General features: G+C 33.9%; 9 protein-coding genes. All 9 read left to right on the top strand.

Annotation, left to right across the window (positions count from 1 at the left end; genetic code table 11):
- Positions 1–615 precede the first annotated feature (615 nt).
- The 9 genes from DM397_RS20520 to DM397_RS20480 all read left to right on the top strand — a co-directional run bounded on the left by DM397_RS20520 (position 616) and on the right by DM397_RS20480 (position 14357).
- Positions 616–3741 (top strand): SusC/RagA family TonB-linked outer membrane protein, encoded by a 3126-nt coding sequence (locus DM397_RS20520; RefSeq protein WP_111379345.1) that lies wholly within the window; start codon positions 616–618, stop codon positions 3739–3741.
- Positions 3742–3752: 11 nt separating this feature from the next.
- The gene (locus DM397_RS20515) at positions 3753–5261 is read left to right on the top strand and encodes a RagB/SusD family nutrient uptake outer membrane protein (protein WP_111379344.1); all 1509 of its coding nucleotides are present in this window, start codon (positions 3753–3755) and stop codon (positions 5259–5261) included.
- Between the two features lie 19 nt (positions 5262–5280).
- On the top strand, positions 5281–6165 hold the full coding sequence (locus tag DM397_RS20510; protein ID WP_111379342.1) for a hypothetical protein: 885 nt from the start codon (positions 5281–5283) through the stop codon (positions 6163–6165).
- A 143-nt stretch (positions 6166–6308) separates the two neighbouring features.
- Positions 6309–7763, top strand: coding sequence for a glycoside hydrolase family 30 protein (locus DM397_RS20505; RefSeq protein ID WP_111379341.1), 1455 nt, complete (start codon positions 6309–6311; stop codon positions 7761–7763).
- Between the two features lie 91 nt (positions 7764–7854).
- Complete coding sequence (locus DM397_RS20500) at positions 7855–9306, top strand: glycoside hydrolase family 30 protein (RefSeq protein ID WP_111379339.1); 1452 nt, start codon at positions 7855–7857, stop codon at positions 9304–9306.
- A gap of 29 nt (positions 9307–9335) precedes the next feature.
- A complete protein-coding gene (locus DM397_RS20495) occupies positions 9336–10808 on the top strand; it encodes a glycoside hydrolase family 30 protein (RefSeq protein WP_111379338.1) in 1473 nt (490 codons plus the stop codon).
- A gap of 133 nt (positions 10809–10941) precedes the next feature.
- Positions 10942–12018, top strand: a complete 1077-nt coding sequence (locus tag DM397_RS20490; protein WP_111379336.1) for a glycoside hydrolase family 16 protein — start codon at positions 10942–10944, stop codon at positions 12016–12018.
- 72 nt (positions 12019–12090) lie between these two features.
- A complete protein-coding gene (locus tag DM397_RS20485) occupies positions 12091–12930 on the top strand; it encodes an endonuclease/exonuclease/phosphatase family protein (RefSeq protein ID WP_111379334.1) in 840 nt (279 codons plus the stop codon).
- A gap of 2 nt (positions 12931–12932) precedes the next feature.
- A complete protein-coding gene (locus DM397_RS20480) occupies positions 12933–14357 on the top strand; it encodes a glycoside hydrolase family 30 protein (RefSeq protein WP_111379333.1) in 1425 nt (474 codons plus the stop codon).
- Positions 14358–14365 lie beyond the last annotated feature (8 nt).

Below are 14365 nucleotides of genomic sequence, written 5' to 3'. Positions count from 1 at the left end.
AAAACTTGTATAATCCATTTTTTAAACTTTCAGTATGGAAGTTCATCAGATTTTAAAGTTGAACATAAAATGCTTTAGCATCAATGTTCATGAAAAAAATGCCTTTTTCTCAAATTTTTCAAGACGGATTCCTTTATTTTTTGACTATTAGCAGTCTTTTAAATATGAAAAATCTGATAAAAATTTGTGAAATAAGATTTTTCTTTCAGTGAAGAATATTAGTAATAATATAAAAAAAGTAGGGTAAAAATATGATATTCTTTATTTTTTGATTTTTGTAAAAATAGAATGTTTTTTTGTTGTAATTGTTTGTAGAATAGCTTTTTATGTCTTGATAAGCACTACTACCACGTTGTAGTTTTAATAATTTTTAATAAAATTTTTAGATGAGAATATTATGTAGTGTTATTTTTTAAAATTAACTTTTTTTTAGTATTATTTTTTTTTGATTTAAATATCTGTTAATAAATGTTTTATAATTTTTTTGATGTGTTTTTATAATATTATTTTTTTCTGTTTGATGTGTTTTTGTAATGATTTTTAGATGAGAAAAGTGAAAATTAAGTTTTAGTATTGCATCAAATTACTAATTAATTAACCAAAATTTTTAGAAAAATGAAATTAACAAAACTACTTGTTTTTTGTATTTCATCTTTATTATTCTCGGTTATAGCTGTGGCTCAGGATGTCACAGTAAATGGAATAATTAATGATGAAAATGGTTTGCCTGTTCCAGGCGCAACAGTTTTATTAAAAGGTACTACGAAATCGACAGCGTCAGACTTTGACGGAAAATTTCAAATGCAAGTACCGTCAAACGGAACATTAACAATTACATTTATTGGTTATAGCACTGTAACTGAAGCTGTAAATGGAAGAACAAAAATTTCAATTCAATTAAAACCAGAATCACAATCTTTAAATGAGGTTGTCGTTGTTGGATATGGTACTCAAAAGAAATCGGTTGTAACTGGAGCAATTTCTAGTGTGAAAGCATCAGATTTAGAAGATTTACCAATAACAAGAGTTGAACAATCTCTTCAAGGTAGGGTTTCTGGGGTTACTATAGCAGCAAATGCAGGGCAACCAGGGTCTGCTTCTACAATACGAGTAAGGGGTATTACTTCTTTTGGTAACAACGAACCTTTATGGGTAGTTGACGGTGTAATTGTAGATTCAGGAGGAATTGGTTATTTGAATCAATCTGATATTGCTTCTATGGAGGTTTTAAAAGACGCAGCGTCTCAAGCTATTTATGGTGCTCGAGCGGCGGCGGGGGTAATCCTTATCACAACTAAAAAAGGTAAATCTGGAAAAATGAGTGTAAATTATAATGGTTACACTGGATTTTCTGCAGCAGCGAGAAAACTTGATTTGTTAAATGCTACTGAGTATGCAACTATAATGAATGAAAGATATGCAAATGGTTATACAGATACTTCTAAACCTTACGATCTTCCGTACAAAAACGTTTCTTCTTATGGAGCAGGAACAGATTGGCAAAAAACAATCTTCAATGATAACGCTCAAAGAACCGGTCATGAATTAAGTTTATCAGGAGGAAATGATGTCTCTACTTTCTATGTTTCTTTTGGTTTATTAGATCAAGAAGGTATTGTAGCTACTCCAATTTCTAACTACAATAGAAAAAACATCCGTTTAAACTCAACACACAAAATTGTAAAAGGATTAACTTTTGGTCAAACTTTAGGTTACTCTCACGAAAAAACAGTAGGTATTGGAAATACAAATAATGAATATGGTGGGCCATTAAGTTCTGCTATCAATTTGGATCCTATTACTCCAGCAGTTGTAACTGATCCAACTGTGGCTAATAATCCCCCATACAGCAATCAGGCTGGTATTTTAAGAGATGCAAACGGAAATCCTTATGGAATTTCTCAGGTAGTAACTCAGGAGATGAGTAATCCACTAGCTTACATTCAAACTAGATTAGGAAACTACAATTGGGCTGATAATTTTGTTGGAAATGCTTATTTAGAGTTAGAAGCAATTAAAGGCTTAAAAATTAGAAGTACTTTAGGTGGTAAATTGGCATATTGGGGATCAGAAAGTTTTACTCCAGTATTTTACTTTAACTCTTCTACCATTAATTCAAAGAATAATTTGAGCAGAAGTTCAAATAGAGGTTTTGGATGGAATATCGAAAATACTATTTCATACGCAAAACAAATTGAAGATCACAACTTTTCAGTTTTAGTAGGACAAGGTGCTTATGTAGATAACATCACATCTGGATCTACAGTGACTTATTTTAATATTCCTTATACTAATTTTGATGATGCTACTTTCCCGAATGATCATCCACAAGACAATATTACTGCTTCTGCTTATAATGGTTATGAGCATAAAGTTACTTCATTATTTGCGAGAGCTAATTATGATTACAAAGAGAAATACTTATTTACTGGTATTGTACGTCGTGACGGTTCTTCTCGTTTTGGTCAAAATTACAAATATGGAACTTTCCCTTCATTCTCATTAGGATGGGTGCCAACTAAAGAAAGTTTCTGGCCAGAAAACAAGGTTGTAACTCAATTAAAGTTTAGAGGAGGATATGGAATTACAGGTAGTGATGCAATTGGAGATTTTAAATATTTAGCAACTATCGGTTCAGGAAGAAATTATACTATTGGAGATCAAGGTTCAGTAGTTGTGGGTAATAGCCCTAATGCACCTGCGAATCCAGATTTGAAATGGGAAGAAACTAGCCAGGCAAACGTTGCTTTTGATATCACGTTCTTTAATGACTTATCATTAACAACAGATTTTTATGTTAAAAAGTCTAAAGGTATTTTGCAAGATATTGATTTACCTGGTCACGTTGGTAGTACCGGTAGACCTTCTGCAAATATTGCTGATATGGAAAATAAAGGGATTGACTTAGAGCTTTCTTACCGTAAAAAAATTGGAAAAGTTGGTTTTAGCATTAGCGGAAATATTTCTTATTTAGAAAACGAGGTAACAAATTTAGGAAAAGATATCCAGTTCATTTCTGGAGATGCTACTTTCCAAAATATGGGTGCAGTAACAAGAACTCAAGTAGGACAAACTTATAACTCTTTTTATGGATATAAGACACAAGGAATTTTTCAAAATCAAGCAGAAATTAATGCTTACACAAATGCTTCAGGCGGTTTAATTCAGCCAGGTGCAAGACCAGGAGATTTCAGATGGCAAGATCTTAATGGAGATGGAAAAATTTCAGATGATGATAAAACTTTCATCGGAAGCCCACTTCCAAAATATACATACGGTTTCACAATTAATTTAGATTATAAGAACTTTGATTTGTTAATCTTTACTCAAGGAGCAATTGGAAACAAAATTTTCCAAGGATTACGTCGTCTAGATATTACAGATGCTAACTACCAAACTTCAGCTTTAGGTCGTTGGACAGGTGAAGGATCAACAAATTCATATCCAATTTTATCAACGGTTGATAACAATAAGAACTTCTCAAATCCTTCAGATTTCTATTTAGAAGATGGAGACTATTGGAGAATTAAAACGGTTCAAATTGGTTATAACCTTCCAAATGATGTTGTTTCAAAAGCAGGTCTTTCAAAAACAAGACTTTATTTGACTGGAGAAAATTTATTAACATTTACAAAATACTCTGGATATGATCCTGAGATTGGAGGAGGAGTTTTTGGTATTGATAAAGGATATTATCCACAAGCAAGAACTATAATGGTAGGGGTTAATTTACAATTTTAAAATTAAGAATCATGAAAATTAAAAGTATAAGATATTCATTCATTGCCGCTGGATTGTTACTTCTAGGCTCTTCTTGTGGTGAAGATTTTTTAACAGTGGAGCCAAAAGGGCTTCCGTTAGTAGATAATTATTATAAAGATGAATCAGAAGCATTTTCTGCCCTGGTTGCTGTTTATGATATTATGGGTAAACAATCTAAAGGTTTTGAAAATATGATCACGATGCTAAATGCTGGATCAGATGATTTCTATGCTGGAGGTGGTGGACCTGGAGATGGTGCTGGTATACACGCTTTTGATAACTATAAATTGGATAAAATAAATATGCCAAGAAGTTATTGGGGTGATTTTTTTCAAGGAATTGCTAGAGCAAATATTTTATTGGCAAAATTACCGGATGTAGATATGTCTGATGCTAAAAAAGTACGTTTTGGAGCAGAAGCAAAAGCGTTGAGAGGATATTTCTATTTTGAATTGGTAAGAACATTTAAAAATTTGCCATTGATCCTTACACCAATTTCGCCAGCTGAAGGATATAAAGTTACTCAAGTTAGTCCAGATGCGATTTATGCGCAAATAGAGAAAGATTTAATAGAAGCAAAAGCTGTGCTTCCTAATAAAATTGATGTTCCAACAGAAGGAGGTCGTCTTTCAAAAGGGGCAGTACAGGCACTATTAGGTAAAGTTTATTTGTATGAAGGTAAAAATTCATTAGCAGCTGCTGAATTTGCAGATGTAAATGGTACGCCAGGCGGAACTAGTATGTATGGTTACAAATTGCTGACTAAATTTTCAGATTTGTGGGTAATCAGTAACAAATTTAACTCAGAAGCTATTATCGAAATCATGCATACAGATAAAAGTAATGCAGATTGGGGATTCTGGGGCGGTGGAGCTGACGAAGGAAACTCTGTAAATATAATGGTTGGTCCAAGAGGATACGAAAGAAAAGATCTAACATTAGCAGATTATATCTCAGGATGGAGTTTTAACCCGGTAACTCAAAGTTTATACGATGCCTTAAAAGGAGATCCACGTTTCGAATCTACAATTTTTGATCTGCGTGCTCTTGTTGCAGCAGATAAAGCAAAGTATGCACCTGGCGATCAGGATACAGGATATTTCTTAAAGAAATTTATGCCTTTAAACTCTGATACATCTACAAGTGGTGGAGCAACAGCCTTAAATTACAAACAAGATACTTATGCAATTCGTCTAGCAGATACTTACTTAATGGAAGCAGAAGCATTAGGAGGAACTGGCGCTAGAGCGCAAGCTTTATTAGATGCTGTACGTGCTAGAGTTGGATTGGCTTCTGTACCAGTATCATTAGATGCAATTGCCAACGAAAGAAGGTTAGAATTGGCTGGTGAAGGACACCGTTGGTTCGACTTAGTTAGAACTGGAAAAGCGGCAACTGTTCTTGCTTCTAGTGGGTTCGTTGCTGGTAAAAATGAGGTTTGGCCTATTCCACAAAAGGACTTAGAGAATACTCAGTTAGTTCAAAATCCTAATTACTAATTAGTTAATACAATATCATATGAAAATAAATTTAATAAAAAAACAAGGTCTTTTAGCGTTGTTTTTTATGGCGACAGTATTAAGTTTAACTAGCTGTCAACCGGAAGATTCCGTTGAGAATAATGGATTAACCAATGATAATGTCGATGCATCTTTTACAGTTACACCAGTTGAAGGAAAAGTAAATACTTATAAATTGGTGGCTCAGCCAAAAGGAGTTTTAAAATCATTATGGGATATAGGAGCAGGTACTTATGCAGGTAAAATGGAAGAGGAAATTTCTTTACCTGATGCTGGAACATATACAATTGTGCATACAGCAATTGGTGCTGGAGGTGGTAAAGCTACTAAATCGCAAGAGGTTGTAGTTGCTACATCAGATCCATTAAAAGGAAATCTAGTACAAGGTGGTTCTTTTGCAACTGCTGCGGATCAAGCAAAATGGACAATTCTAAATCTTAGTGCTTCAGGTGCTGCATTCTGGTCATTTGCTAATAGCAGTGCAACTATTCACTCTCCAGGAGGATGGGCACAGGAAGGGATCTACCAAGCAATTGATGTTGTAAAAGATAAAGAGTATACAATAGATATGAAAGTTTCTTCTCCTAGTGGCTCTGATGAAACTTGGTTTGAAGTTTATGCAGGTAAATCAGTTCCACAATCTGGAGTTGAGTACAAAGACAACAAAGTTATGGGATTAAGTACTTGGGATGGTTGTGCAAAAGCAGGATTTTCAGGAATGCTTTCTAAAGTTGGTTGCGTTAAAAATGACAAAACAGGCACAGTTTCGAATGTGGTTAAATTTACAGAAACAGGAAAAATCTATTTACTTATCCGTTCTGGTGGTAATACTTTCACTAAAGATGGAATCACAGTTACTAAAATTGAGTTCCGAGGAAAATAAAAAGTTAAGTTTAAGTTTAAGTTTGGTTGTAAATAGCCCATAATCATTATGAGTATGGGCTATTTTTTAAATCCTTCAATGGGTAGAACTCGATTTTTTGATTTCTTCTAAACTTCAATTTAAAAAATAATAATTGGAAGCGAATGAAAAAAAATAGCCTAAAAATTTTATGCCTTTTGTTTTCTGCTGCAGCTTTTGCGCAACAGCCAAAAACAAAAAAAGAGTTTACAACCAACGGCAAAAAAATAACCGTTTATACTACCGCAGAAAACTCAAAGTTACGATTGACTACAACAGATAATTTAACTTTTTCTGCCGCAAAACAACCATTAGAAACAGAAACGTCTGTTTTTGTACAGCCAACCAGAAGGTTTCAGACTTTTATGGGAATTGGAGGAGCTATTACAGATGCTAGCGCCGAAATATTTGCTAAACTTTCAAAAGAAAAACAAGCAGAATTCTTAGATGCTTACTACGATCAGCAAAAAGGAATAGGCTATTCTTTGCTAAGAACAACAATTCAAAGTTCTGATTTTAGCAGTGGAAGCTATTCTTATATCGAAGAAGGCGATAAAGATTTGAAAACTTTTTCTATTGATCATGATAGACAATATCGTATTCCATTAATAAAACAAGCTATACAAAAAGCAGGTGGAAAATTGACAACATACGTTGCGCCTTGGTCGCCAAATGCTTTTATGAAAAGCAATAAAAATGTATTAAAGGGGGGCACTTTACTTCCAGAATACTATCAGACATGGGCAAATTTCTATGTAAAGTTTATTAAAGCCTACGAAAAAGAAGGTATTCCGATCTGGGGAACTTCTACGCAAAATGAGCCAATGGCGGTTCAGACTTGGGAATCTTGTATTTATACAGCTGAAGCAGAAAGAGATTTTATCAAAAATTATCTTGGGCCAACTTTGAAAAAAGAAAATCTTGGAGATAAAAAAATCATTGTTTGGGATCATAATCGTGATTTGATGAATTATCGTGCTAATGTAATTTACTCAGATCCTGAAGCATCAAAATATGTTTGGGGAATGGGATTTCATTGGTACGAAACTTGGTCTGGCGGAGCGCCAATGTTTGATAATGTTGGAAAAGTAAATGAAGCTTATCCAGATAAAAAACTAATGTTTATAGAAGGATGTATCGAAAAATTTGACGCATCAAAATACCAATTCTGGGGTAATGCAGAACGTTATGGAATGAACATGATTCATGATTTTAATAACGGAACGGTTGCTTGGACAGATTGGAATATTCTTTTAGACCAGTTTGGAGGACCAAATCATGTTGGAAATTTCTGTTTTGCACCAATTCATGCAGATACAACAACAGGAGAATTAATCTACACACCATCGTACTATTACATCGGACACTTTTCAAAGTTCATTCGCTTAAATGCTGTTCGTGTGAGTACAGCAGTAAGCAAAAGCGCTTTATTGAGCACATCATTTTTAAATGCTGACGGAACTATGGCAACTATTGTCATGAACCAATCAGCAAATGATCTTACCTACAATTTGATTATTGGGGATAAAAAGGCAGAAGTAAAAATTCCGCCACACGCTATACAAACACTTGTTTATTAATATTTTGCAGTAAAGTAATGAAGAGGACTAATTTGAATCATCCATTTTAGTCTTCTCTTGCTTTTAATTTTAAAACGATTATTTAAGCAATATGAAAGTTACCTCTCAAATATTTTTATCAGCTTTTATCTTAATGCAATTAAGCTGTTTTACCTCAAAAATAACAGCCCAGAAAAATAATAAAATAAAGGTTTATACTACTGCCGAAAACACCAATTTGAAATTGTCATTATCAAATGATTTAATTTCAAAAAACAACACTAAACAACAAAAAAACACAACAGTATCTATTACTGTAAATCCTGAAAAGACAGACCAAACCTTTCTCGGAATCGGAGGTGCAATTACAGATGCAAGCGCTGAAGTTTTTGCCAAATTATCGCCAAAAAAACAGCAGGAATTCTTAAATGCTTATTACGATAAAAATAAAGGTATTGGATATACTTTGGCAAGAACAAACATTCACAGCTGTGATTTCAGCAGTGATAGTTATACTTATATTTCTGAAGGAGATAAAGAGTTAAAGACTTTTAATATTGACCACGATCGAAAATATAGAATTCCTTTAATCAAAAAAGCAATTGAAACAGCCGGCGGAAAACTAACCTTATTTGTTAGCCCATGGAGTCCCCCAGCTTTCATGAAAGACAATAATGATATTTTGCACGGCGGCGTTTTATTGCCTGAATTTGCTCCAGCTTGGGCATTGTATTACACCAAATTCATAAAAGAATACGAAAAAGAAGGAATTCCAATCTGGGGACTTACAGTTCAGAACGAACCAATGGCCAAACAAAGCTGGGAATCTTGTATCTATACTCCAGAAGCAGAAAGAGACTTTCTTAAAAATCATCTTGGACCAACTTTAGAAAAAGAAGGATTAGGGGCAAAAAATGTTATTATCTGGGATCATAATCGCGGAGACATGCTAACCAAAAGAGCCAATCTTGTTTTCTCGGATCCTGAAGTTTCTAAATATGCTTGGGGAATTGGATTTCATTGGTACGAAACCTGGAACGGAGGCCCGCCTCAATTCGAGTCTGTAGCAAAAGTTCATGAAGCGTTTCCAAATAAAAATCTTCTTTTTACAGAAGGCTGTATCGAAAAATTTGATGCTTCAAAATATCAGTTTTGGGGAAATGCAGAACGTTACGGAATCAATATGATTCATGATTTTAATAACGGAACAGTTGGTTGGACAGACTGGAATATTCTTTTAGACCAGAACGGGGGGCCAAATCACGTTGGTAATTTCTGTTTTGCGCCAATCCATGCCGATACAACAAAAGATGAATTGATTTATACTCCAATGTATTATTATATAGGACATTTTTCAAAATTTATTAGACCAAATGCAAAAAGAGTACTTGAAACCACAAGTGATAAATCTTTATTAAGTACTTCGTTTAAAAATTCTGACGGACAATTGATTACGATTGTAATGAATCAATCTGAAAAAGAGGTTCTTTATTCTTTAGAAAATCAAACAGGAAGAACGACAATTACTATTCCGGCACATGCTATACAGACTATTGTATACTAATTGTCAAGCTAACTAAAAAAACACAAAAAATGAAATTTAATTTAAAAAATACTATAAAAGCATTTTTCTTCATGGCAGCCGTAATAGCTCAGGTAAAATGCTCTTCTTCAAGTGATCCTGTAGAAAATCCACCCGTAAATCCACCCGTTGTAAATCCGCCGGTAGTGGTAAAAAATGATGTTGATTTCTGGTTGACAAAAGGCAATCAGAGTGTTTTATTGGCAAAACAATCTGGGACTTTAGGATTTGGCACAACAGCAAATGCCTATGCTAATATCGAAGTGAATGCTACTCAAAAATATCAGACCATTGATGGTTTCGGATATACCTTAACAGGAGGAAGTGTTGACGTTATAAACCAATTAAATGCAACAAAAAGAACTGCTCTTTTGCAAGAATTATTCGGGAATGGAGAAAACTCAATTGGAGTAAGTTATATCAGAATTAGTATCGGAGCTTCAGATTTAAATGCAACGCCTTTTACTTATAATGATCTTGCGGCTGGAGAAACAGATTTAAATCTAGATAAGTTTAGTTTAGAAAAAGATAAAAATCTAATTGCCATGTTAAAAGAAATTCTGGCAATTAATCCGAAGATTTTAATTTTGGCAACTCCGTGGTCTGCACCTATCTGGATGAAAGATGTTGCTAGTTTTAAAGGAGGAAAATTGAAAACGGAATATTATAATGTTTACGCTAAGTATTTTGTAAAATACATTCAGCAAATGAAAGCAGAAGGAATTACAATCGATGCGGTAACTCCTCAAAACGAACCTTTACATGACGGGAATAATCCAAGTATGTATATGTCTGCAACAGATCAGGCAAGTTTTATAAAAAATAGTTTGGGGCCAGCTTTTAAAACAGCAAATCTAAACGTGAAAATTATTGCTTATGATCATAATTGCGATAATCCAAATTATCCAAAAGCAATTTTGGCAGATACAGATGCATTTCCTTTTGTAGACGGATCGGCTTTTCATTTATATGCAGGAGACATTAGTGCTTTAACCAACGTATATAATTCTTATCCGACCAAAAATGTATATTTTACAGAACAATGGACTTCTTCTGAAGGTAGTTTTGATGGTGATTTAAAATGGCATCTTCGAAATGTAATTATCGGATCGATGAGAAATTATAGTAAAAATGCTTTAGAATGGAATGTCGCAAATAATGCAAATTTTGGACCTCATACAGACGGAGGCTGTACAATGTGTAAAGGTGCAATAACCATAACCTCTAGTGATAGTTTTCAGCGTAATGTTGCCTATTATATTATCGCTCATGCTTCAAAATTTGTTCCGATGGGGTCTGTTAGAATTGAAAGCAATTCTGGAGGAAGTTTGCAAAATGTGGCGTTTATTACACCTTCAGGTTCTAAAGTATTGATTGTTGAAAATGATGGTTCTATTACAGAAACTTTCAATATTAAATTTAACGGAAAATGGGTAACAACTTCGCTTGAAGCGGGATCAGTTGGAACTTATACTTGGAAATAATATAATAAACAGTTCAATTTAAAAACTCTTTTTAATCTCAAATCTTTTGTTATTAACAAAAAACAAAAAGTAGTAGAAATAATATTTGCATTGAAATTCAATTTATTAACTAAACCATTTAAATAATAAAAAGATGAAAATAATCAATCTCGCAAATAGAGCTGGAGTATTTACTTTAGTTTTATTGTTTGCATTTCAATCTTGCAGCAGTAATAATGATTCGGGTGGAGATTCTCCAGCAAGTACTGTACCAGCGAATCTTTCTGTTCAGGTTGATGTTGTAGGAAGAACAGCAGAAAACCCGAATGGAGACGGAAGCGGAAAAATCAAATTAACAATCAATGCGACAAATGCACAATCATATAAAGTATTGATAAATAATGAACTTAAAGAACTAACAACAGGAGCTTTAAATTATGAGTTTACGGCATCAGGAACTATAAATTACCCTATTATTGTTTCTGCATACAATGGAGCAAAATTTATAAGTACTTCGACATCTGTAAATGTTTTTGTAGCTAGAAAAATAATTTGGGCAGACGAATTTAATACAGATGGAGCTCCAGATTCTTCAAAATGGGGTTATGATTTGGGAAATGGAAACGGTTTTGGGAATAACGAATTACAATATTATACAAACCGCTCTGAAAATGTAAAAATCGAAGGAGGCCTTTTGAAAATCACAGCAATCAAAGAAGCTTACCAAGGAAACCAATATACTTCGACAAGGATGCTAACGAGAGGTAAATTTTCTTTTAAATACGGAAGAGCAGAAGTTCGTGCAAAATTACCTGTAGGAGGCGGTACTTGGCCAGCTTTCTGGCTGTTGGGAGATAATATAGACACAGTTGGTTGGCCGTCATGCGGAGAAATAGACATTTTAGAATCAGTCGGAAACAATCCAAATGTAATTCATTCGTCACTGCATTCTCCAGGACGCTCAGGAAATACCCCAGATACAAAAACAACAACGGCTCCAAATTCAACAACCGAGTTTCATATCTACGCTGCCGAATGGGATGCCGAAAACATCAAATTTTATGTAGATGATAATTTATTTTACACGTATAAAAACTCAAGCACAACTCCATTTAATGCCAAATTCTTTGTGATTCTAAATTTAGCAATGGGAGGAAATTTTGGTGGAACTGTAGATCCAAATTTCAAAAGTGCTACTTATGAAATTGATTACGTAAGAGTGTACAATTAACATAACTTTTAAATAAATTTTTTTCTTTAAAGTCCCGTAAACACTAGATTTACAAGATTAAAATTTTTTAACATGAAAAAGATAAACAAACTTGTTTTTGCAGTAATGCTGCTTTTAGCCGTGAACTCATTTTATGGTCAGAATTTAAAAATTATGACTTACAATATCCGTTTGGATGTTGCTTCAGATGGAGAAAATGCTTGGCCAAAACGAAAGGATTATTTCACATCTCAAATTGGGTTTTATAGTCCAGAAATTTTTGGAGTTCAGGAAGCAACGCCAAATCAAGTTTTAGATATTGCATCGGCTCTGCCAAATTATAACAGATTTGGGGTAGGAAGAGAAGAAGGCGGATTGGGAGAAGCCTGTACGATTTATTATAAAAAAGACCGTTTTAAAGTTGAACAATCCAATACTTTCTGGTTGTCTGAAACTCCAAATGTGGTTTCAAGAGGTTGGGATGCTGCCTGCAACAGAGTTTGTACTTATGGACTTTTTAAAGATTTAAAAACGAAAAAACTATTTTGGGTTTTCAATTTGCATTTAGATCATATGGGTGAAGAAGCAAGGGTAAAAGGCGTACAGCTTGTTCTTTCTAAAATAAAAGAATTGAATACAAAAAATTACCCAGCTTTTTTAATGGGTGATTTCAATTCTGAACCGAACACAACGCAAATTGGTGAAATCAAAAAAGTGATGGATGATACCAAAGATGTTTCAATAGAAAAACCTTTCGGTCCTTCGGGAACTTTCAATGATTTCAAACACAATGAACCCGTAACATTATTATTAGATTACATTTTTATTTCAAAAAACAGTGGTCTAAAAGTTCAAAAACACGCAGTGTTAAGTGATTCTAAAGATTTAAAATATCCGTCGGATCATTTGCCTGTCTTAATAGAAATAGATTAAAAATGAAAAACATCAACAAAAAACTTCAAATCCTTGTTTTGCTGCCATTAATTGCAATGCAGTTCAACTGTGGATCTTCAAAAAGTGTTACAGCCAATTCTGGAAAAGTAGAATCTTGGATTACTACTACAGATGAAACTTCAAAACTTAAAAAACAAACTGATTTAGTCTTTGGTTCAGAAACAAATTCAAATCAGACCATTGAAGTAAATCCAGCAGAGAAATTTCAAACCATAGAAGGTTTCGGATTCTCGCTAACAGGAGGAAGCGCTCAAGCTATCAAAAAATTGGATAAGGCAAAAAGAGAAGCGTTACTTCAGGAATTATTTTCAAGAAAAGACAATGCAATTGGTCTAAGTTATTTAAGAATAAGTATTGGAGCATCAGATTTGAATGAAAAAGTTTTTTCGTATGATGATATGCCAGAAGGACAAACCGATATGAATTTGGAACACTTTAATCTTGGCCCAGATTTAGACGATGTAATTCCGGTTTTAAAAGAAATCTTAGCTATAAATCCTAAAATAAAAATAATGGGTTCTCCATGGTCGCCTCCAGTTTGGATGAAAGATAACGGAAGCTCAAAAGGCGGAAGCTTACAGCCAAAATACTATGGAGTTTATGCACAGTATTTTGTAAAATATATTCAAGCAATGAAATCGCACGGAATTGTTATTGATGCCATTACGCCTCAAAACGAACCATTGCACCCAGGAAACAATCCGAGTTTGTTAATGTTGGCAGAACAGCAAGCAGACTTTATTGGAAATCATTTAGGTCCCGCTTTCGCGAAAGCAGGAATCAAAACCAAAATTATTGTTTACGATCACAACTGCAACAAACCAGAATATCCTTTGACGATTTTAAGAGATCCAAAAGCAAATCCGTTTGTAACAGGATCGGCTTTCCACTTGTATGAAGGAGATATTAGCGCTTTAACGACTGTTCATAACGAGTTTCCAAATAAAGATCTGTATTTTACAGAACAATATACAGGAACAGGAACCAATTTTGAAACCGATTTAAAATGGAGTGTAAAAAATGTGGTAATCGGTTCAATGAGAAATTGGAGTAAAAATGCACTTTCGTGGGGATTAGCAAATGATGAATTCTACAAACCTTTTACACCTGGTGGATGTTCAACTTGCAAAGGAGCTTTGATGATTGACCAAAATCAGAACATCAAAAGAGAAGTAGGATATTATATCATTGGGCATGCTTCTAAATTTGTTCCAGAAGGTTCAGTAAGAATTGGAAGTAATGTTTCAGGAAATTTATATAATGTGGCTTTCAAAACTCCTTCAGGACAAACCGTTTTAATTGTAGAAAATGATGGAGCTTCGGCTGAAACATTTAATATTAAATACAACCAAAAACAAACCACAACCACTCTAAACGCAGGTGCAGTTGCAACTTACGTTTGGTAAATAGTTTT

It is taken from the genome of Flavobacterium nitrogenifigens (genome assembly GCF_003254565.1).
Classification (GTDB): Bacteria; Bacteroidota; Bacteroidia; order Flavobacteriales; family Flavobacteriaceae; genus Flavobacterium; species Flavobacterium nitrogenifigens.
Note: the sequence above shows the minus strand (reverse complement) of the source record. Positions and strands in the feature narration are given on the sequence as shown.

What these genes read in the sequence shown, in the direction of transcription:
- DM397_RS20485 (WP_111379334.1), top strand. Translation starts at nt 12,091, where the DNA reads ATGAAAAAGATAAACAAACTTGTTTTTGCAGTAATGCTGCTTTTAGCC.
- DM397_RS20480 (WP_111379333.1), top strand. Translation starts at nt 12,933, where the DNA reads ATGAAAAACATCAACAAAAAACTTCAAATCCTTGTTTTGCTGCCATTA.
- DM397_RS20520 (WP_111379345.1), top strand. Translation starts at nt 616, where the DNA reads ATGAAATTAACAAAACTACTTGTTTTTTGTATTTCATCTTTATTATTC.
- DM397_RS20490 (WP_111379336.1), top strand. Translation starts at nt 10,942, where the DNA reads ATGAAAATAATCAATCTCGCAAATAGAGCTGGAGTATTTACTTTAGTT.
- DM397_RS20500 (WP_111379339.1), top strand. Translation starts at nt 7,855, where the DNA reads ATGAAAGTTACCTCTCAAATATTTTTATCAGCTTTTATCTTAATGCAA.
- DM397_RS20505 (WP_111379341.1), top strand. Translation starts at nt 6,309, where the DNA reads ATGAAAAAAAATAGCCTAAAAATTTTATGCCTTTTGTTTTCTGCTGCA.
- DM397_RS20510 (WP_111379342.1), top strand. Translation starts at nt 5,281, where the DNA reads ATGAAAATAAATTTAATAAAAAAACAAGGTCTTTTAGCGTTGTTTTTT.
- DM397_RS20495 (WP_111379338.1), top strand. Translation starts at nt 9,336, where the DNA reads ATGAAATTTAATTTAAAAAATACTATAAAAGCATTTTTCTTCATGGCA.
- DM397_RS20515 (WP_111379344.1), top strand. Translation starts at nt 3,753, where the DNA reads ATGAAAATTAAAAGTATAAGATATTCATTCATTGCCGCTGGATTGTTA.